This is a genomic window from Pseudomonas sp. B19(2017), from assembly GCF_002113165.1.
Lineage (GTDB): Bacteria > Pseudomonadota > Gammaproteobacteria > Pseudomonadales > Pseudomonadaceae > Aquipseudomonas.
In genome coordinates this window covers 78,082-97,671 of sequence record NZ_NEJR01000006.1, presented here as the reverse complement: position 1 = coordinate 97,671, position 19,590 = coordinate 78,082, and the positions used below count along the sequence as shown (strand labels likewise).

The window sequence follows — 19,590 nt, the reverse complement described above, 5'->3', positions numbered from 1 at the left end:
GGGCCCCCACAGGTTTCGAACCCTGCGCGGTACCTGTGGGAGCGGGTTTACCCGCGAAGAGGCCGGTACAGGAGAAAACTCAGCCCCGGCTTGCACAGGCCTCGATCGGCTTCAGGTGCTTGACGAAGTTGCACGGCCGGTGCCGCGCATCCAGTTGCTCCGCCAGGATGCCCTCCCACGCCGTACGGCAAGCCCCGGTGGACCCAGGCAGGCAGCACACCAACGTGCAGTTGGACAACCCGGCCAACGCCCGGCTCTGCACGGTCGAGGTGCCGATATCGAGAATCGACAACGCGCGGAACAGTTCGCCAAAGCCATCGATGCGCTTGTCCAGCAGGCACTCTACCGCTTCCGGCGTGCTGTCACGCCCGGTAAAACCGGTACCGCCGGTAATCAGCACTACCTGCACCTGCTCATCGGCAATCCAGGTGGCGACCTGGGCGCGGATCTTGTAAAGGTCATCCTTGAGCAACGCCCGCGCCACCAGGCGGTGGCCGATCTCCACCGAGCGGCTGGCCAGCAGCTCACCGGAGGTGTCGTTGTCGTAGGTACGGGTGTCGCTGACGGTCAGCACGGCAATGTTGAGCGGTACGAAGACCGCGTCGGGTTGGACGCGCACGGTGGGGCTCCTCAAGTGGCATTGCCGCCACGCTAGAGGCATGGCCCAGGGGCGTCCAATCGATATGGCGTACCGACTGATCAATGACATCTATCGCAGACGTGGGTTAAGGTCTGCACAACCCGCTACCAGGCACTTCCATGGACATCAAGCAGCTCAAATTCCTCATCGCCCTCGACCAGACCCGCCACTTCGGCCAGGCGGCGGCGCTGTGCCATATCACCCAGCCGACGCTGTCCATGCGCCTGCGCAACCTGGAGGACGAGCTGGACCTGGTGCTGGTCAAGCGCGGCCAGCGCTTCGAAGGTTTCACCGAGGCCGGCGAGCGCATCCTGGCCTGGGCCCGCACCCTGCTCGCCGCCCACGACGGCCTGCAGGCCGAGGCCGCCAGCTGCCGTGGCCAGGTGGTCGGCAGCCTGCGCCTGGGCACCGTGCCGCTGGCCAGTTTCAACCCCATGCACCTGTTGCTGCCGCTGCGTGAAAAATACCCCGAGCTGCACTTCCAGCTCAGCTCGCTCAGCTCGGAACAGATCATCGACGGGCTCAGCCGCAACCAGCTCGACCTGGGCATCTGCTACCTGGACCAGGTCAACACCAGCTTCTTCGAAGTGATCGAACTGGGCACCACCACCATGGGCTTGCTGCACGATACCCGGCACTTCCAGTTCAGCAGCGATACCCTGCGCTGGGACGAACTGGGCGACATTCCGCTGGGCCTGCTGAGCAAGGGCATGCACTACCGCCAGTCGCTGGACCTGAGTTTCCGCAGCCGTGGCCTGGAGCCGAATGCGGTGCTGGAAAGCGATTCGAGCTTCCAGTTGATCCAGGCCATCACCACCGGCATGTGCTGCGCAGTCATGCCGCTGGACTGCGGCCTGGAAGACCTGAGCGAACACCTGCGCATCCTGCCGGTGGCCGACGCCGCCATCCACAGCCCGGTCGGCCTGCTGCTGCGCCGCAGCGAGCCACGTTCGGCGATCGCCGAACAGTGCTTCGATGAGGCGCGGGCGCTGTTTCAGGCCAACTGATCGCTGGTTGCCTGGCGGTACTGGCGCGGGGTGAAGCCGGTCAGTTGCTTGAACTGGCGGCTGAAGGCGCTGTGGTCGGTATAGCCACAGCACATCGCCACTTCGGTGATCGGCAGTTCCGAGTGCAGCAGGCGATGGGCATGTTCCAGGCGTGCCTTGTGGATCATCTGCCGTGGCGTCAGGTGGAACACGCGCTTGCAGTAGCGCTCCAGCTGGGCCACGGAAATGCCGGCGATACGGGTCAGCTCGCCCATGCTGATCGGTTGGTGAAAATGCCGGCGGATATGCTCGTCCACCGCCGCCAGGCGCTGGTAGGCAGGGTGGCTGTCGGAGGCTGACTGCAAGTCGACCGAGATGCCGACCAGGCCGATGATCTCGCCGGCCTGGTTATACAGCGGGCGCTTGTGGGTCAGGCACCAGCCAGGCTCGCGGCTGCCGTACAGGTGCAGTTCCAGCTGGTCTACCAAAACCAACCCTTCCTTGAGGACACGCCGATCCTGCTCGGTGTAGCCGGGGCCCAGTTGTGCAGGGAACACTTCGGCGCTGGTCTTGCCCAGCAGCGGTTGCAGGCGCTTGAGGCCGCAGCGCTGGACCAGGGTGTTGTTGGCCAGCACATAGCGGGCGGCCGGGTCCTTGATGAAGATCGCGGCGTTGGGGATGGCGTCGAGGATCGGCAGTAGCAGGGACACCCCGGCGAGCAGGGCCTCGAGGGTGGCGGGGCGGTGCTGGTCGAGGGACTGGTAGAGGGTTGCCAGGGGGGTGTCGGTCATCTGTCGGTTCTCTGTTGGCTGTGCCGGCCCTTTCGCGGGCGCGCCCGCTCCCACAGGTCCCCCCACAAATTTCGAATCCTGTGCCGTACCTGTGGGAGCGGGCGTGTCCGCGAAGAGGCCAGCGCTACCAACACACCTCTACAGCCCTTATACGGTATGGCTTACAGCCTATCCCCCCACCCTTCCGGCCCGCCACTGTTTTTCTGCAACTGTGCCGATTTCGTCATTCCGCCTGCAGAAAACCATCAAGAACCGTCGCCCCGATCGGTCCACTCTATGCCCCACGCAAGCCGCCCCAAGTCCTACAAGAGCGCGGCACAAAAAGCCGCATCTGGTGACATCAGACCTGCCTATCCAATAACCAACAAAAAGGCGAACCCATGTCAGGCAAATTCAAAAAACAGTTGTCATTGCTGGACCTCACCTTCATCGGCCTAGGCGCCATTTTCGGCTCCGGCTGGTTGTTCGCAGCCAGCCATGTCTCGGCCATCGCAGGCCCGGCCGGCATCCTGTCCTGGTTCCTTGGCGGCTTCGCCGTACTGTTGCTGGGCATCGTCTATTGCGAACTGGGCGCTGCCCTGCCGCGTGCCGGGGGCGTGGTGCGCTACCCGGTTTACTCCCACGGCCCGCTGCTGGGCTACCTGATGGGCTTCATCACCCTGATCGCCTTTTCCAGCCTGATCGCCATCGAAGTGGTCGCGTCGCGCCAATACGCCGCCGCCTGGTTCCCCGGGCTGACCAAGGCCGGCTCCAGCGACCCGACCGTGCTCGGCTGGCTGGTGCAGTTCGCCTTGCTGGGGCTGTTCTTCTTCCTCAACTACCGCAGCGTGAAAACCTTCGCCAAGGCCAACAACCTGGTCAGCGTGTTCAAGTTCATCGTGCCGCTGCTGGTGATCGGCGTGCTGTTCACCTTCTTCAAGCCGGAAAACTTCGAGGTCCAGGGTTTTGCCCCGTTCGGTCTGTCCGGTGTTGAAATGGCGGTATCGGCCGGCGGCATCATCTTCGCCTACCTGGGCCTGACCCCGATCATTTCGGTGGCCAGCGAGGTAAAGAACCCGCAGCGCACCATCCCTATCGCGCTGATCCTCTCGGTACTGCTGTCCACCGCGATTTACGCCCTGCTGCAACTGGCCTTCCTCGGCAGCGTGCCAACCGAAATGCTGAGCAACGGCTGGGCCGCCGTGACCAAGGAACTGGCCCTGCCCTACCGTGACATCGCCCTGGCCCTGGGTGTGGGCTGGCTGGCCTATCTGGTGGTGGCCGACGCAGTGATCTCGCCCAGCGGCTGCGGCAACATCTACATGAATGCCACCCCACGTGTGGTCTATGGCTGGGCGCAGACCGGCACTTTCTTCAAGTACTTCACCCGCATCGATGCCGAGTCCGGTATCCCGCGCCCGGCGCTGTGGCTGACCTTCGGCCTGTCGGTGTTCTGGACCCTGCCGTTCCCTTCGTGGGAAGCACTGATCAACGTGGTTTCCGCCGCCCTGGTACTGAGCTACGCCGTGGCCCCGGTCACCGTCGCCGCGCTGCGCCGCAACGCCCCCGACATGCCGCGCCCGTTCCGGGTCAAGGGCATGGGCGTGCTCGGCCCGCTGTCGTTCATCATCGCCGCACTGATCGTGTACTGGTCGGGCTGGAACACCGTGTCGTGGCTGCTGGCCCTGCAGATCGTGATGTTCGTGCTGTACCTGCTGTGCGGTCGCTTCGTGCCGACCCGGCACCTGTCACTGGCCCAGCAAGTGCGCTCGTCGGCGTGGCTGATCGGCTTCTACGCGGTGACCATCCTGCTGTCGTGGCTGGGCAGCTTCGGCGGCCTGGGAGTGCTCGGCCACCCGTTCGACACCGTGGCCGTGGCCGCCTGCGCGCTGGGCATCTACTACTGGGGCGCGGCCACCGGCGTGCCTGCGCACCTGGTGCGCCTGGAGGGTGAGGATGAAAGCGAAGCCTCCTCCGAAAGCTACCCAGGCCAGCGCCCTGCCGCCGTCGCCTCCTGACCCACTCTTGAATGGATATGCCTATGAAACACGTTCACGTCATCGACTCGCACACCGGCGGAGAACCGACCCGCCTGGTGATGAAAGGCTTCCCGCAACTGCATGGCTGCAGCATGGCCGAGCAACGTGACGAACTGCGCGAGCTGCACGACCAATGGCGCCGCGCCTGCCTGCTGGAACCACGTGGCAACGATGTGCTGGTCGGCGCGCTGTACTGCCCACCGGTATCGGCCGACGCCACGTGCGGGGTGATCTTCTTCAACAACGCCGGCTACCTGAACATGTGCGGCCACGGCACCATCGGCCTGGTCGCCTCGCTGCAGCACCTGGGCCTGATCGCACCGGGCGTGCACAAGATCGACACCCCGGTCGGCCAGGTCAGCGCCACCCTGCATGAAGACGGCGCCGTTACCGTCGGCAACGTGCCGTCCTACCGCTACCGCCAGCAAGTGCTGGTGGACGTGCCCGGCCATGGCCCGGTGCGCGGTGACATCGCCTGGGGCGGCAACTGGTTTTTCCTTGTTTCCGAACACGGCCAGCGCATCGAACTGGACAACCGCGAGGCGCTGACCGAGTACACCTGGGCGATGCTCAAGGCCCTCGAAGCCCAAGGCATCACCGGTGAAAACGGCGCTCCAATCGACCATGTCGAACTGTTCGCCGACGACGCCAATGCCGACAGCCGCAACTTCGTGATGTGCCCCGGCAAGGCCTATGACCGCTCGCCCTGCGGCACCGGCACCAGCGCCAAGCTGGCCTGCCTGGCCGCCGACGGCAAGCTCGACCAAGGCCAGACCTGGGTACAGGCCAGTATCACCGGCAGCCAGTTCCAGGGCCGCTACGAGCACGACGGCGAACGCATTCGCCCGTTCATCACCGGCCGCGCCTACATGACCGCCGACAGCACCCTGCTGATCGACGCACAGGACCCGTTCGCCTGGGGCATCTGACCCCGGCTTTTTCCACAAAAACCGAATACCGCGAGGAGTGACAACAATGACCAATATCTTCACCGGCACCATGCCCGCCCTGATGACCCCCTGCACCGCCCAGCGCAAGCCGGACTTCGACGCCCTGGTGCGCAAGGGCCGTGAACTGATCGAGGCCGGCATGAGCGCCGTGGTGTACTGCGGCTCGATGGGTGACTGGCCGCTGCTGACCGAAGCCGAGCGCCAGGAAGGCGTGGCACGCCTGGTAGCCGCCGGCATCCCGACCATCGTCGGTACCGGTGCGGTGAACACCCGTGAAGCGGTATCTCACGCCGCCCATGCGGCCAAGGTCGGTGCCGCCGGCCTGATGGTCATCCCACGCGTACTCAGCCGCGGGGCCTCGCTGATCGCCCAGAAGCACCACTTCTCGGCCATCCTGGCAGCCGCACCGAAGCTGCCGGCGGTGATCTACAACAGCCCGTACTACGGCTTTGCCACCCGCGCCGACCTGTTCTTCGAACTGCGCCGCGAGTTCCCCAACCTGATCGGCTTCAAGGAGTTTGGCGGTGGCGCCGACCTGCGCTACGCCGCCGAGCACATCACCTCCAAGGATGATGACGTGACCCTGATGGTCGGCGTCGACACCCAGGTGGTGCATGGCTTCGTCAACTGCAACGCCACCGGCGCCATCACCGGCATTGGCAACGCCCTGCCGCGTGAGGTACTGCAGCTGGTGAGCCTGAGCAAGCAGGCGGCCAAGGGTGATGCCAAGGCCCGCCGCCTGGCACGGGAACTGGAAGCGGCACTGGCGGTGCTGTCGTCGTTCGATGAAGGTTGCGACCTGGTGCTGTATTACAAGCACCTGATGGTGCTGAACGGCGACAGCGAATACAGCCTGCACTTCAACGAGACCGATGTACTGACCGACGCCCAGCGCAACTATGCCGAGCAGCAGTACGCGCTGTTCCGCACCTGGTACGCCAGCTGGTCGGCCGAGCAGAACGTGGCCTAAGCAGCCACGGTTTTCTCTGTGGGAGCGGGCGTGCCCGCGAAGCAGGCGACTCGGTGCCTGGCACCGGCTCTGCCGGTGTTCGCGGGCTCGCCCGCTCCCACAGGGTACCTAGTACACCCCTTGCAACTGCATGTGATTTCCAAGGAGGCTCCATGACCCTCACAGGCAACCTGCTGATCGGCCAGACGCCGGTAACCGGCAGCCGCGAAGCCATCCGTGCCATCGACCCGGCCACCGGCCAGGCGCTGGAACCGGCCTACCTTGGCGGCACCAGCGAACACGTGGCCCAGGCCTGCGCCCTGGCCTGGGCGGCGTTCGATGCCTACCGCGAAACTTCGCTCGAACAACGGGCACAATTCCTCGAAAGCATCGCCACGCAGATCGAAGCGCTGGGCGATGAGCTGATCGACCGCGCCGTGGCCGAAAGCGGCCTGCCCAAGGCACGCATCCAGGGCGAGCGCGGTCGCACCTGCACCCAGCTGCGCACTTTCGCCCGCGTGGTGCGGGCCGGCGAATGGCTGGACGTGCGGGTTGACAACGCCCTGCCCGAACGCCAGCCGCTGCCACGTGCCGACCTGCGCCAACGCCAGGTGGCCCTGGGGCCGGTGGCCGTATTCGGCGCCAGCAATTTCCCTTTGGCCTTCTCGGTGGCCGGTGGCGACACTGCCTCGGCCCTGGCCGCCGGTTGCCCGGTGGTGGTCAAGGCCCATGGCGCCCACCCGGGCACCAGCGAGCTGGTTGGTCAGGCAGTGGCAAGGGCCGTGAAGCAGTGCGGCTTGCCGGCTGGTATGTTTTCGCTGTTGTACGGTTCCGGTCGTGAAGTGGGCATTGCGCTGGTCAACGACCCGCGCATCAAGGCCGTTGGCTTTACCGGCTCGCGCAGCGGTGGCATTGCGCTGTGCCAGGCGGCCCAGGCCCGCCCGGAGCCAATCCCGGTGTACGCCGAAATGAGCTCGATCAACCCGGTCTTCCTGTTCGACACCGCCTTGCAGACCCGCGCTGAGGCACTGGCACAAGGCTTCGTCGCCTCACTGACCCAGGGTGCCGGCCAGTTCTGCACCAACCCAGGCCTGGTGATTGCCCGTCAAGGGCCGGCGTTGCAGCGTTTCATCGACGCCGCCAGCGAACACGTGCGCCAGGCTGCGGCGCAGACCATGCTCACCCCGGGCATCTTCAGTGCCTACCAGGCCGGTGTCGGCGCCTTGGCCGCAAACGCCAATGCCCAGGCTGCCGCCAGTGGCCAGGCCGGGCAAGGCCCCAACCAGTGCCAGGCGCATTTGTTCGTGACCCAGGCGGAAGCGTTCCTCGCCGACCCGGCGTTGCAGGCCGAAGTCTTCGGCGCGGCGTCGTTGGTGGTGGCCTGCGTCAACGATGAGCAGGTCCGCCAGGTGGCCGAGCATCTGGAAGGCCAACTGACCGCCACCTTGCAACTGGACGATGCCGACATCGACAACGCCCGCGCCCTGCTGCCAACCCTTGAGCGCAAGGCTGGCCGCATCCTGGTCAATGGCTGGCCGACCGGTGTCGAAGTATGCGACGCGATGGTCCACGGCGGACCGTTCCCGGCCACCTCCGATGCCCGCACCACCTCGGTGGGCACGGCGGCGATCCTGCGCTTCCTGCGCCCGGTGTGCTACCAGGACTTCCCCGATGCCCTGCTGCCGCAGGCGTTGCAGCACGGCAACCCGCTGCAATTGCGGCGCCTGCTCGACGGTAAACGGGAAGGCTGAGCATGGTCGAAACCGCTGAAACCGATATCGCCGTGGTCGGCGCCGGCATTGTCGGCGTTGCCTGTGCGCTGCAACTGGCCCGCCAGGGCCGCCGGGTAACCCTGGTCGACCGCCAGGCACCCGGCCGTGGCGCGTCCTACGGCAACGCCGGGCACCTGGCTACCGAGCAGGTATTCCCGATTGCCGACCTGTCGATTCTCAAGCGCCTGCCGCGCATGCTGCTGGACCCGATGGGCCCGCTGCGCCTGGACTGGAAGTACCTGCCCAAGGCCATGCCCTGGTTCACCCGCTTGCTGCTCAACCTGCGCCCGGGCCCGTATCAGCGCAGCGTGGCCGGCATCCGTGCCTTGAACGAGGGCAGCCTGGGTGCCTGGCAACGGTTGCTGGGTTCGATCGGGCGCAGCGAGCTGTTCCAGGAACATGGCTCGCTGCTGGTGTTCGAGCGGCCGGAGTCGCGTCAGGCCCTGGAGGCCTTGCGTGCACGCATGCAACAGCAGGCGGTGGCGGTGGACGTCTGGTCGGCCGACACCGTGCTTGAAGCGGCGCCGCAACTGAGCCCGTCATTGCTGGGAGGGCTGTTCTTCCCGCGTACCGGGCATTTCATCGACCCGTACCGGGTGGTGTGCGAACTGTTCGAAGCGGCCAAGGCCAGTGGCGTGCGTTTTGTTCAGGCGCAGGTCGACGGCGGGCGGCTGCACAGCGGCGGGGTCAGCCTGGCCAGCGACCAGGGCACGCTGGAGGCCCGCCAGGTGCTGATCAGTTGTGGTGCGCATTCTGCGCGGTTGACCGGCGCGCTGACCGGCAAGCAGGTGCCCCTGGACACCGAGCGCGGCTACCACCTGATGTTGCCTGGCGAGCATCAGCGTTTGCCGTTCGCGGTCACTTCGCTTGAGCGCAAGTTCATCATGACGCCCATGGCCGAGGGCTTGCGCCTGGCCGGTACGGTGGAATTCGCCGGGCTGGATGCGCCGCCGAGCATGCAGCGCGCGTGGCAGTTGCACCGGTTGAGCAAGGGGTTGTTCCGGCAGGAGCTGAGTGTTGAAGGAGCAACGCCGTGGATGGGCTTTCGGCCGTCGTTGCCGGACTCGTTGCCGGTGATCGACCGGGTGTGTGACGGGCGGGTGCTGTTGGCGTTCGGGCATCAGCACCTGGGGTTGACCCAGGCGGCGGTGACGGCGGAATGGGTGGGGCGGTTGGTCGAGCGGGCCGGTGGACCGGATATGAGGGCTTACCGGTTGGATCGGTTCTAGATTCGGGGGCCGCTGTGCGGCCCATTCGCCGGCAAGCCAGCTCCCACCTCGACCGCATAGGCCTCAAGCGGTGTGCAGTACCTGTGGGAGCTGGCTTGCCGGCGAATGGGCTGCAAAGCAGCCCCTTTTACGCCTCAGCGATAACGCTCGAGCCAGTGCGCATACGGTGCCGGCAAGGTCCAGGAGGCCTTCTCAACCCCCAGCTCCTTGGCCGCAAAATAAGCCCAGTGCGGGTCTGCCAGGTGCGCACGCCCTACCGATACCAGGTCCAGCTGGTTGGCCTGCAGCGCGGCTTCCGCCAGTTGCGGCGTACCAAAACCCCACGCCGAAGTTACCGGCAGCTTCGCCTCTCGGCGCACGCGCTCGGCAATCGGCCCCATGAACGCCGGGCCCCACGGAATATTGGTGTCGGGAATGGTAAAGCCGACACTCACGCTCAGCAGGTCGAGGCCGCCAGCCTTGAAGCGGCGCGCCAGTTCGATCGACTCTTCCAGGGTCTGCTCATCGCGGCCATCGTATTCCAGCACACCAAAACGCGCGGTCAGTGGCAGGTTCTCTGGCCACACCTCACGCACCGCTGCCAGGGTTTCCAGCAGGAAGCGGCTGCGGTTGTCGAAGCTGCCACCGTAGGCGTCGGTACGCTTGTTGGAATGCTCGGAGAAGAAGCTCTGGCCCAGATAGCCATGGGCAAAGTGCAGTTCGATCCACTCGAAACCGGCATCACGCGCACGGCGGGCAGCATCGACGAAGTCCTGCTTGACCCGGGCGATGTCGTCCAGGGTCATCTCGCGCGGCACTTGTGGCAGGTGCGCGCCGAAGGCGATGGCGGACGGGGCGATGGTTTCCCAGCCGCGGGCGTCGTCGGCGGCAATGTGATCATCACCTTCCCACGGGCGGTTGGCGCTGGCCTTACGCCCGGCATGGGCAATCTGGATACCCGGCACGGAACCTGCGGCCTTGATTGCCTGCACCACCGGTACGAAAGCCTGGGCGTGGGCATCGCTCCAGATACCGGCACAACCGGGGGTGATGCGCCCTTCCGGTGCCACTGCCGTGGCCTCGACCACCAGCAGGCCGGCACCGCCACGGGCCAGGCCGGCCAGGTGCACGTGGTGCCAGTCGTTGATCATGCCGTCCTCGGCCATGTACTGGCACATCGGCGGGATGGCAATGCGGTTGCGCAGGGTGACGTCCTTGAGGGTATAGGGTTCGAACAAGGCGGACATGGGCAAGCTCCCGAGCTGATTGATTACGATAGTTCGATCATAATCGAACTATGGCAATTAATGATAGCCCCGTTATCATGACGACCATGCGAGCCTACCCACACCCCAATCCTGAAGACCTGACCCTGGAACGTCTGCTCTATGCCCTGAGCGACCCGGTGCGCCTGGATATCGTGCGCCGCCTGGCAGGCGTGACCGAAGCCAGCTGCGGCGAGCTGGATGGCGGCCGGCCGAAGTCGAGCATGTCCCACCACTTTCGCGTGCTGCGTGATGCGGGGCTGGTGCATACCCGCAATGTGGGGACTACCCATATGAATTCGTTGCGTAGCGCGATGCTGGGGGAGCGGTTTCCCGGGTTGCTGGACTGCATTCTGCGGCAGCAATGATTTTCCTGTGCCGGCCTCTTCGCGGGTAAACCCGCTCCCACACGGACCGCGTTGGCCACAGGCTTGGCGCTATCCCTGTGGGAGCGGGTTTACCCGCGAAAGGGCCGGAACAGGCAACAAAAAAGCCACGAGGTCTCCCCCGTGGCTTCTTTCACAACGATGGCCGATTACAGCGCCATGTCATTCTCAGGCTTGCTCTCGACCGGCTGGCTCGGTGCAACCGTGGTACCGACGCTCTCGTCGATCACCGGTGGTTTCTCGAGCTGCAGCACTTCAGCGGTGTAGTTCCACTCCTTCTGGGTGGCCGCCGCCGAGTCGTTCAGCTTGGTGCCGTAGCTTGGCACGATCTGCTTGATCTTGGCCTGCCACTCAGGGGTAGCGACCTTTTCCTTGAACACGGTTTCCAGCACGTTGAGCATGATCGGTGCAGCAGTCGAAGCACCTGGCGATGCACCCAGCAGGCCGGCGATGGTGCGGTCCTCGGAAGCGACCACCTCAGTACCCAGCTTCAGCACGCCGCCCTTCTCGGCATCACGCTTGATGATCTGCACGCGCTGGCCGGCCTGCCACAGGCGCCAGTCTTCCTTCTTGGCGTTCGGGAAGTAGGTACGCAGGGCTTCGAAGCGGTCGTCGTCAGACAGCATCAGCTGACCAGCGAGGTACTCGACCAGCGGGTACTGGTCGATACCGACCTTGGTCATTGGCCATACGTTGTGGGTGGTGGTGCTGCTCAGCAGGTCCAGGTACGAGCCGTTCTTCAGGAACTTGGTCGAGAAGGTGGCGAACGGCCCAAACAGGATCACGCGCTTGCCGTCCAGCACACGGGTGTCCAGGTGCGGAACCGACATGGGCGGCGCGCCGGTCGAGGCGATGCCGTAGGCCTTGGCCATGTGCTGCATGGCCACGGTCGGGTTCTCGGTCACCAGGAACGAGCCGCCCACCGGGAAGCCTGCGTATTCCTTGGCTTCAGGAATGCCCGACTTCTGCAGCAGCTTCAATGCGCCGCCGCCGGCACCGATGAACAGGAACTTGGCGTCGGTGGCCGACTCGGTACCGTCCTTCAGGTTCTTGTACTCGACGTGCCAGGAGCCGTCCTTGTTGCGGGTGATGTCCTGCACTTCGCTGGACAGCTTCAGGTCGAAGTTGTCCTGGGTTTTCAGGTGGCCAACGAACTGGCGGGTGATCTCGCCGAAGTTGACGTCGGTGCCGATTGGCGTCCAGGTCACGGCCAGCTTCTGGTTCGGGTCGCGGCCTTCCATCATCAGCGGAACCCACTTGGCGATCTGCGCGTGGTCCTCGGAGTATTGCATCGGGCGGAACAGCGGGCTGGCCTGCAGCGCGTCGTAGCGCTTCTTCAGGAACTTGATGTTGTCATCGCCCCACACGAAGCTCATGTGCGGCGTGGTGTTGATGAACGAGTGCGGGTTCTTCAGTACGCCCTGGCGAACCTGCCAGGCCCAGAACTGCCGGGAGATCTGGAAGGCTTCGTTGATTTCGATGGCCTTGCTGATGTTGACGTTGCCGTCTTTGTCTTCCGGGGTGTAGTTCAGTTCGGCCAGCGCGGAGTGGCCGGTACCGGCGTTGTTCCAGCCGTTGGAGCTTTCTTCGGCCACGCCATCCAGGCGCTCGACCATTTCCATCGACCAGCTTGGCTCCAGCTCGTGCAGCCACACGGCCAAGGTGGAGCTCATGATGCCGCCGCCGACCAGCAGCACATCTACTTTCTTGGTTTCTGCGGCGTGCGCTTGCATGACGCTTGCAGCGACAGCCAGACCCAGCAAGGTCTTGCCAGCTTTCTTGAACATTGATCGATTCCAGTCAGGAGAACAGGGGTGGGCCTGTGGCTGGCCCAGGTAAAGCGTGTTCTGCAGCGCAGGCTTGTTGTTGATCGTTATTCAGCAGCCAGAGAACCAGAAAACGACTCGGGCTTTTGTCGAATTGACCGACAAGGCTGAATCGTTTTTCCGATTGTAGCTTAAATGCCAGCACAAACAAATTACCGCCCGGAGCGTCAAGGCGACGGGTTGCCCCAGTGGCAGATTGTCACGCCGAAAAACAAAAACCCCCGGTCACGTACATGACCGGGGGCCTTGGATCACGCCGCAAGCGTCGCGATCAGGGTATCGCCAAGATTACTGCTGCTGAGGCAGTTTATCGATCGGGCCGCAGCCACCGATGATCTTGGAGATGGAAACCGAAGGGTGGAACAGGTAGTCGTAGGTGCAGTTTTTCGGCTGGTTGTAAACCTGACCAGTGCAACCCGACAGCAGGGCAACACCCGAAACGACAGCAACGGCAACGGTAGCCTTGAACAGCTTTTTCATACTAAGTCCTTTAATGAATCATCTTCGGCCATCATTCTGATGGCGGCGGGATGATACAGAACCTGGGCATTGGATCCAAGCAGCAACGTGCATTGGCTAGTTGCAGGGATGCAGTTGTAGGAGCGGCCTTGTGTCGCGATGGGCCGCAAAGCGGCCCCTGTCCTACACCTGAAGCTCAGAATAATCCCCTTCCATGTAGGCAATTTCCCAAACATACTGCCAAACCGCTCAAACTGTTGCGACGGATTGGGTCGCGCTCTAGTCTCGGCTTGTCGTTGCAAATCAACGACCGGCTTTGACAGGCCGATTACTCAAGTTTCCGTTGCAGCGCTTTATGGCAGCTGTGCATGGGGCACATTCGTGTGCGCCGGGTCCTTGGGTACCGGTCTGTCAACCCATGTATAGCTGCCTCCATTCGTTTGACAGCGTTGCCAGGCGGCTCCACTTACCCAAGGAGCTTACATGCGCAAGATGGTCCCCGATCCACCCCACTCCCTCGATTCCACCCAGGCTCTGCAAGACACCCTGGTCCAGTCCTCAGAGTACGTACTCTGCGCCCTGTTCGTGGCCCGCCAATCCGTGCAACTCAAACCCACGGCCCCAAGTTCGATCGTGATGCAGGCCGTGATCCATGAAATGGAGGCGGTACAGGGCCTGGTCGAGTCGGCATTGATGCAATTGCGGATGCAGGTCCATTTGCCGGCTGAGCCGCGAACCTTGCACTAGCAGGCCAGGCCTCTTCGCGGGCACGCCCGCTCCCACAGGGGCAATCATTGTCCTCAGGTACTGCGCCATACCTGTGGGAGCGGGCGCGCCCGCGAAGAGGCCGGCCCAGACACCCAAGACTCCAGGGAGTAAAACAATGCCCACCGACGACACAAAGCAACCCACCACAGTCGGCAAGACCTGCTTCTACCAAGGCGAAAACAACACCCACCCGCTTTTCCGCATCGAACCTGGCATCCCCTGCCAGGACGCCCGCGAGCAGGCCTCCGAACTGATGGGCTACGTCCGCGACCTGATCATCACCGGCCTGATGGACGGCGACCAGAAACTGATCTGGGCTTCGCATTACCTGAGTGCGATGGCCAAGGCGCTGCTGGATGATGCAGAACTGGGGATGATGAAAAAATGAACCTAGATATGCCAATTCTCGATCTGGATCTGCGGAACACCAACAACACCCAAGTTCTGATACAGGCGTTGAAAGGAGTATCAAAGGTCACGCACGTTCAGTAGATGGTCACTATCGATCAAGTAAGTTTCAAGCACGCAACGAAAAGCCCCGCTGGCCAAAAGCTGCGGGGTGCTAAATCCCGAACGCTACGCGCGGAAACCCGCTCTCAGCGGGCAGGCCAAACGATGAAAAAGTGCATCCTGGCAACCCGGGTTTGCGGTCAACCAGATCTGCGACTTTGTTGATCCAATCAGAATTCGGCGCCAGCTTTTTAAGCAGGAACCAGATGATGACTACTAACCCGTACGGCCTCGTCAGGGCATTGCTATCTAGGTTCAAAGCCGCGAACAACGGATCGGTCGGTGACGCAGACAGAGGGTTCGGTGATACCTGATTCCAGATTCGAGTGTGATGAGCGCACCGATTGCGCAACAGGTTTATCTCTTGCAGCCAGCGGGCAAACATCTGCACATGATCCAATCCGAACCTTGCCAGAACCTGATTCTGATAGGTACCTCGAAGCATCTCGAAGTAGCGAGATAACGTGCCGAAATCCCACGCTTCCACAGCTACCCAAAACGGGATGGGCCTGCCAGAAAGGCGGTGCCACTGAATAGCGTCTTCATTGCTCCTGCTCAACAACTCACGCTGTTTGCTCTCCCATTCATTCCATTTGTTTCGGACCTTGCCACGCACGGTGAAATCCCGCGTGTATTTAGGCTGGATGAAGCGAGGATCTGTATACGCCATCGGATCGTGGTAGCCGACGATGTGGGCGATTACAGTTTTCAGGTTGACCTCGAGCCGTTCGATCGCATCAAGCATCAGAAGGCGCAGGTGTTTGTCGAACTTGTATAGCTCAACAACGTCATCGAAGCTGACGCCCTCAGCAAAGACGTCACGGCGAAGTGGCTTTTGGGTGATCGTGCAGGTCCTAGGCTGCTTGGTCACCGGGTCTCTATCGAACTCCCGCGCTGGATACCAATAGCCGCTAAGTCGATAGTAGCCCAGTTGAGCAAGCTTTCGCTCTGCCCTCACAGGGTCTGGCACGAGCATGCCGCGTTGCTGCAGAAGAGCAACCAAGTCTGGATAGGTTCGAAAAGGCTTCGGCGCCAGCAAAATCCATTTCCCAGAAATAAGAAGGCCCGAACGTAATGCCGGACTAGCCAGCACCAGAGGATCGGGCGCGATTGGAAATCATACTGCCTAAGGCACCACCAAGCGTCAAGCAACGGTGTTTGCAAAAATGTATCAAAATAGAAGCTGAAACGAAAAAGCCCCGCAGACCTTAATCTGCGGGGCTTTATCTTGTATGGCGGAGAGATAGGGATTTGAACCCTAGGTACTGTTGCCAGTACAACGGATTTCGAATCCGTCCCGTTCGACCACTCCGGCATCTCTCCAATGCCGCGCATCATACCAGCGTTCTTTTGAAAGGCAAACCTTTTTTTCAAAAAAATCGCGTGGTATCAGGCGCTTGCGTGAACGTAGCGCTTACAGCGGCACGCCCAGGCGCTTGGCAACTTCTTCGTAGGCTTCGATCACGTCGCCCAGGCCCTGGCGGAAGCGGTCCTTGTCCATCTTCTTGCGGGTCTCTTTGTCCCACAGGCGGCAGCCGTCCGGGCTGAACTCGTCGCCCAGCACGATCTGACCGTGGAATACGCCGAACTCCAGCTTGAAGTCGACCAGCAGCAGGCCAGCGTCATCGAACAGCTTGCTCAGCACTTCGTTGACTTTCAGCGACAGCTTCTTCATTTCGGCCAGCTGCTCGGCGGTGCCCCAGCCGAACGCGACAACGTGCGATTCGTTGATGAAGGGGTCGCCCTTCTCGTCGTTCTTCAGGAACAGCTCGAAGGTGGACGGCTCCAGCTTGATGCCCTCCTCCACGCCCAGGCGCTTGACCAGGCTGCCCGCAGCGTAGTTGCGCACCACGCATTCGACCGGGATCATGTCCAGCTTCTTCACCAGGCACTCGTTGTCGCCCAGCAGCTTGTCGAACTGGGTCGGCACGCCGGCTTCTTCGAGTTTCTGCATGATGAAGGCGTTGAACTTGTTGTTCACCATGCCTTTGCGGTCGAGCTGTTCGATGCGCTTGCCGTCGAACGCCGAAGTGTCGTTACGGAACAGCAGGATCAAGCGGTCGGCGTCGTCGGTCTTGTAAACCGATTTGGCCTTGCCGCGGTAGAGTTCGTCGCGTTTTTCCATGATTGGGCTCCGCTTGCTTGAGGTGTTGGGCTAGGCGATTTCGCGCCAGTCGAGCCCGTGTTCCTGATTCGCCACCTGGAGCCAGTCCGGGTCGCACCCGAGGGTGTCGACAAAGCACTGGCGAGCCAAGTGTGGCAGGTTGTTCTTGCTGCTGAGGTGGGCCAGCACCAGATGTTGCAGGTTGCTCCAGCCCAACTCGTGCACCAGGCACGCGGCCTGGTGATTGTTCAAATGCCCTTGCATGCCACCCACCCGCTGCTTCAGGAAGGCCGGGTAGTGACCGCGTGCCAGCAGGTCGCGGCAGTGGTTGGCCTCGATCAGCAGTGCATCCAGGCCCTGGTAACGTTCCAGCAGCAGCGCGTCGTAGGAGCCCAGGTCAGTCAGCATGCCGAAGCGCCGCTGGCCATCACTGAGCACGTACTGCAGCGGCTCATAGGCGTCATGCTCGACCCGCGCCGCGGTCACTTCCAGGCCGCCGATACGCAGGCTGTCGCCACAAGCGAGAAAACCGGCCACCTCCACCGGCTTGCGCATGCCGCGCAAGGTCCCTTGGCTGAGGTAGACCGGTACATTGTAGCGCCGCGACAGCAAGCCGACCCCATGCACGTGGTCGGCATGTTCGTGGGTGACCAGTACCGCACTGAGCTGGGCCGGCGACACACCGAGCAGCGCCAGGCGCCGCACGGTCTCGCGCAGAGAGAACCCGCAATCGACCAGGATGAGCGTGTCACCACTGGCGATCAGCGTGCCGTTTCCCTGGCTGCCGCTTCCGAGTACCGCGAAGCGCACTTAGCCCAGGTGGTCCTGAATGGCGCTCAGCACGCGGCGGGCGACATCGGCCGGGGCCACGGTGTTGATGTTCTTCTCGACCGTGACCTGCACGCTCTCACCCACCTTGCTCAGGCGAACCTGGTAGCGCTCGGCACGGGCTTCACGCTCTTCCTTGGTCGGTTCGCTGCCGAACATGCGCCCGAAGAAGCCCGGCTGGTTCTGCTTGTCGTCAGGCTTTTCCGACAGGTTGATGTAGTACAGGCCCAGGCTGCGGTTGATGTCCTCGACACGCCACTCGCCACCCTGCTCCAGGGCACGGCCCACGCTGGACCAGGCGCGGTCCAGGTCGGCGCCCAGGTACAGCACCGGGTTGCCGCTGCCGTCTTCGCTCAGGCTGACGCGGCTTGGCGCGTCGAAATCGCGCGCGGCCAGCAGCGACACCGAACCGCCTTTCTCGGCGCTGCGGTTCATGCTGGCAAGCATTTCGTCGACCAGCAGGGCATCGGTGCCGGTGTTGCTGGAGGTGGACGGGAAATCGGGCTCGGCAGTGCTGCCGGCCGGGCGCTCGACGCTGACCACGTACACCTCGGAGGTGTTGCGCTGTACGCCAGGCTCCATGCGCACACGCACGCGCACTTCGCTGTCAGCGCTGCTGGCAGTGCTGGCCAGGCGCTGGCCGAGCGATGCCGACAGTTCGTCGAAACGCTGCCAGGTGGTGTTGAACTCACCGGTCTGCGGGCGCTCTTCGGCAATGCGGAAGCCGTTGTCCTCGAAGAACTGGCGAGCCACCGGCCATACTTCGGCCGGCGAATGCTGGGCCAGCACCCAACGGCTGCTGCCGCTGCGCTGCAGGCTGTAGTCGGTAACCTGGGCGGCGCCACCGGTCATCGGTTGCGGGCGCGGCACCTCGAACTCGCCGGTGGCGCTGTCGTCGGCAACGTTGCGCGGGATCGGCAGCAGCGGATCCAGGCGCTTGACGTTGCTGGCGTCCGGCGGCAGCTGCATCGGCGCAGTCGGGCGCGCCTGCAGGTAATCGCTGCCGCGGTCGCGGAAATAGCCATCCTCGCCCCACAGCCAGCCACACCCACTGGTGCTGGAGATGATCAGGGCAAGGGCGGAAAGACCAGCCAGTCGCTTCATGCGGTGTACTTCCTCTTAAACCAGTACGCCGGACTGGCGCAAGGCAGTACGGACTTTTTCGTGGCAGCCTTCGCTCAACCAGGTCAGCGGCAGGCGAATGCCCTTTTGCATCAGGCCCATTTCAACGAGCGCCCATTTCACCGGGATCGGGTTGGCTTCGCAGAACAGGTCTTTGTGCAGTGGCATGAGTTTTTCGTTGATTGCGCGGGCCTTCTCGGCATTGCCCTCAAGGGCGGCCTCGCACAGGTCGGCCATTTCGCGCGGGGCGACGTTGGCGGTGACGGAGATGTTGCCCTTGCCACCCATCAGGATCAGTTCGACGGCAGTCGGGTCGTCGCCGGACAGGACGATGAAGTCGCTGTCGACGCCATCGAGGATGGCCTTGGCGCGCACCAGGTCGCCGGTGGCTTCCTTGATACCGATGATGTTCTTTACCTTCGACAGGCGGATCACGGTCTCGGCCTGCATATCGCAGGAAGTGCGGCCAGGTACGTTGTAGAGGATCTGCGGGATGTCGACGGCTTCGGCAATGTGCTTGAAGTGCTGATACAGGCCTTCTTGCGTCGGCTTGTTGTAGTACGGCACCACCAGCAGGCAGGCATCGGCGCCGGCATTCTTGGCGTTCTGGGTCAGGTGCACGGCTTCGGCAGTGGAGTTGGCACCGGTGCCGGCGATGACCGGGATCGGCTTGTTGCTGCGCTTGACGCGCTCGACCACGTGCTTGATGACCAGGATGTGTTCTTCGACATCCAGCGTGGCCGACTCACCGGTAGTGCCGACAGCGACGATCGCGTGGGTGCCGTTTTCCAGGTGGAAGTCTACAAGTTTGTCGAGGCTGCCCCAGTCCACACGCCCTTGTGCATCCATGGGTGTGACCAATGCCACCATACTGCCCGCAATCATGTAACTGCTCCTGCCGGAAAAAGAGAGCGGTAATGGTACTGGGGGCATCGGCCTTGCACAAGCGAAGCAGGCGGGCGGAGCATTCCCCTCGGCGCCTTATTTCGCTACCCTTGATGCTTTGAT

The 19,590-nt window shown here is 63.0% G+C and carries 19 protein-coding genes and 1 tRNA gene; 9 read left to right on the top strand and 11 right to left on the bottom strand.

All coding sequences use genetic code 11. From position 1 onward, the window contains the following. Nucleotides 1-79: 79 nt before the first annotated feature. Entirely contained in the window at nt 80-619 is a 540-nt protein-coding gene (moaB, locus tag CAF70_RS11175) for a molybdenum cofactor biosynthesis protein B (RefSeq protein WP_085622870.1), read from the bottom strand. A 140-nt stretch (nt 620-759) separates the two neighbouring features. Between moaB and CAF70_RS11170 the strand changes: the two genes are divergently transcribed. Beyond that, nucleotides 760-1,647 carry a LysR family transcriptional regulator gene (locus tag CAF70_RS11170; RefSeq protein ID WP_085622868.1) on the top strand — a complete coding sequence of 296 codons (888 nt, stop codon included), beginning with the start codon at nt 760-762 and terminating at the stop codon, nt 1,645-1,647. Here the strand turns inward: CAF70_RS11170 and CAF70_RS11165 are convergent. Beyond that, entirely contained in the window at nt 1,635-2,417 is a 783-nt protein-coding gene (locus CAF70_RS11165; RefSeq protein ID WP_085622865.1) for an AraC family transcriptional regulator, read from the bottom strand. The two genes, CAF70_RS11170 and CAF70_RS11165, sit on opposite strands and share 13 nt — an antisense overlap. A 380-nt stretch (nt 2,418-2,797) precedes the next feature. On the opposite strand from CAF70_RS11165, the gene CAF70_RS11155 reads away from it, so the two are divergent. The 5 genes from CAF70_RS11155 (at nt 2,798) to CAF70_RS11135 (ending at nt 9,335) form a co-directional block, all read left to right on the top strand. Then, a complete protein-coding gene (locus tag CAF70_RS11155) occupies nt 2,798-4,414 on the top strand; it encodes an APC family permease (RefSeq protein ID WP_085622861.1) in 1,617 nt (538 codons plus the stop codon). Between the two features lie 23 nt (nt 4,415-4,437). Further along, on the top strand, nt 4,438-5,364 hold the full coding sequence (locus CAF70_RS11150; RefSeq protein ID WP_085622859.1) for a 4-hydroxyproline epimerase: 927 nt from the start codon (nt 4,438-4,440) through the stop codon (nt 5,362-5,364). A 46-nt stretch (nt 5,365-5,410) separates the two neighbouring features. After that, nucleotides 5,411-6,355, top strand: a complete 945-nt coding sequence (locus CAF70_RS11145; RefSeq protein WP_085622856.1) for a dihydrodipicolinate synthase family protein — start codon at nt 5,411-5,413, stop codon at nt 6,353-6,355. Nucleotides 6,356-6,507: 152 nt separating this feature from the next. Next, nucleotides 6,508-8,085, top strand: coding sequence for an aldehyde dehydrogenase (NADP(+)) (locus CAF70_RS11140; RefSeq protein WP_085622854.1), 1,578 nt, complete (start codon nt 6,508-6,510; stop codon nt 8,083-8,085). Between the two features lie 2 nt (nt 8,086-8,087). Beyond that, nucleotides 8,088-9,335 carry an FAD-binding oxidoreductase gene (locus tag CAF70_RS11135; RefSeq protein WP_085622851.1) on the top strand — a complete coding sequence of 416 codons (1,248 nt, stop codon included), beginning with the start codon at nt 8,088-8,090 and terminating at the stop codon, nt 9,333-9,335. Between the two features lie 134 nt (nt 9,336-9,469). On the opposite strand, the gene xenA is transcribed toward CAF70_RS11135, so the two are convergent. After that, nucleotides 9,470-10,561, bottom strand: coding sequence for a xenobiotic reductase XenA (gene xenA, locus CAF70_RS11130; RefSeq protein WP_015271369.1), 1,092 nt, complete (start codon nt 10,559-10,561; stop codon nt 9,470-9,472). Between the two features lie 50 nt (nt 10,562-10,611). Here xenA and CAF70_RS11125 point away from each other — a divergent pair, with 50 nt between their 5' ends. After that, complete coding sequence (locus CAF70_RS11125; RefSeq protein WP_085622849.1) at nt 10,612-10,947, top strand: helix-turn-helix transcriptional regulator; 336 nt, start codon at nt 10,612-10,614, stop codon at nt 10,945-10,947. Nucleotides 10,948-11,114: 167 nt separating this feature from the next. Here CAF70_RS11125 and mqo read toward each other — a convergent pair whose 3' ends face one another. Together mqo and CAF70_RS11115 are read right to left on the bottom strand one after the other, a co-directional pair. Continuing rightward, a complete protein-coding gene (gene mqo, locus CAF70_RS11120) occupies nt 11,115-12,752 on the bottom strand; it encodes a malate dehydrogenase (quinone) (RefSeq protein ID WP_085622847.1) in 1,638 nt (545 codons plus the stop codon). 327 nt (nt 12,753-13,079) lie between these two features. Next, nucleotides 13,080-13,271 (bottom strand): YhfL family protein, encoded by a 192-nt coding sequence (locus CAF70_RS11115; RefSeq protein WP_003254720.1) that lies wholly within the window; start codon nt 13,269-13,271, stop codon nt 13,080-13,082. 462 nt (nt 13,272-13,733) lie between these two features. On the opposite strand from CAF70_RS11115, the gene CAF70_RS11110 reads away from it, so the two are divergent. Next, nucleotides 13,734-13,997, top strand: coding sequence for a hypothetical protein (locus CAF70_RS11110; RefSeq protein WP_085622844.1), 264 nt, complete (start codon nt 13,734-13,736; stop codon nt 13,995-13,997). Nucleotides 13,998-14,133: 136 nt separating this feature from the next. Further along, the gene (locus tag CAF70_RS11105; protein ID WP_025340252.1) at nt 14,134-14,406 is read left to right on the top strand and encodes a DUF3077 domain-containing protein; all 273 of its coding nucleotides are present in this window, start codon (nt 14,134-14,136) and stop codon (nt 14,404-14,406) included. A gap of 174 nt (nt 14,407-14,580) precedes the next feature. On the opposite strand, the gene CAF70_RS11100 is transcribed toward CAF70_RS11105, so the two are convergent. The 6 genes from CAF70_RS11100 to dapA form a co-directional block, all read right to left on the bottom strand. After that, on the bottom strand, nt 14,581-15,621 hold the full coding sequence (locus CAF70_RS11100) for an Abi family protein (protein ID WP_256573268.1): 1,041 nt from the start codon (nt 15,619-15,621) through the stop codon (nt 14,581-14,583). 140 nt (nt 15,622-15,761) lie between these two features. Next, nucleotides 15,762-15,851: transfer RNA gene (locus tag CAF70_RS11095), tRNA-Ser, on the bottom strand. Nucleotides 15,852-15,942: 91 nt separating this feature from the next. Beyond that, the gene (gene purC, locus CAF70_RS11090; RefSeq protein WP_004375217.1) at nt 15,943-16,653 is read right to left on the bottom strand and encodes a phosphoribosylaminoimidazolesuccinocarboxamide synthase; all 711 of its coding nucleotides are present in this window, start codon (nt 16,651-16,653) and stop codon (nt 15,943-15,945) included. A gap of 30 nt (nt 16,654-16,683) precedes the next feature. Next, nucleotides 16,684-17,442 (bottom strand): MBL fold metallo-hydrolase, encoded by a 759-nt coding sequence (locus tag CAF70_RS11085; protein WP_085622840.1) that lies wholly within the window; start codon nt 17,440-17,442, stop codon nt 16,684-16,686. After that, the gene (gene bamC, locus CAF70_RS11080; protein WP_085622838.1) at nt 17,443-18,564 is read right to left on the bottom strand and encodes an outer membrane protein assembly factor BamC; all 1,122 of its coding nucleotides are present in this window, start codon (nt 18,562-18,564) and stop codon (nt 17,443-17,445) included. Nucleotides 18,565-18,579: 15 nt separating this feature from the next. Then, nucleotides 18,580-19,467, bottom strand: coding sequence for a 4-hydroxy-tetrahydrodipicolinate synthase (gene dapA / locus CAF70_RS11075; protein ID WP_085622837.1), 888 nt, complete (start codon nt 19,465-19,467; stop codon nt 18,580-18,582). Nucleotides 19,468-19,590: the final 123 nt, after the last annotated feature.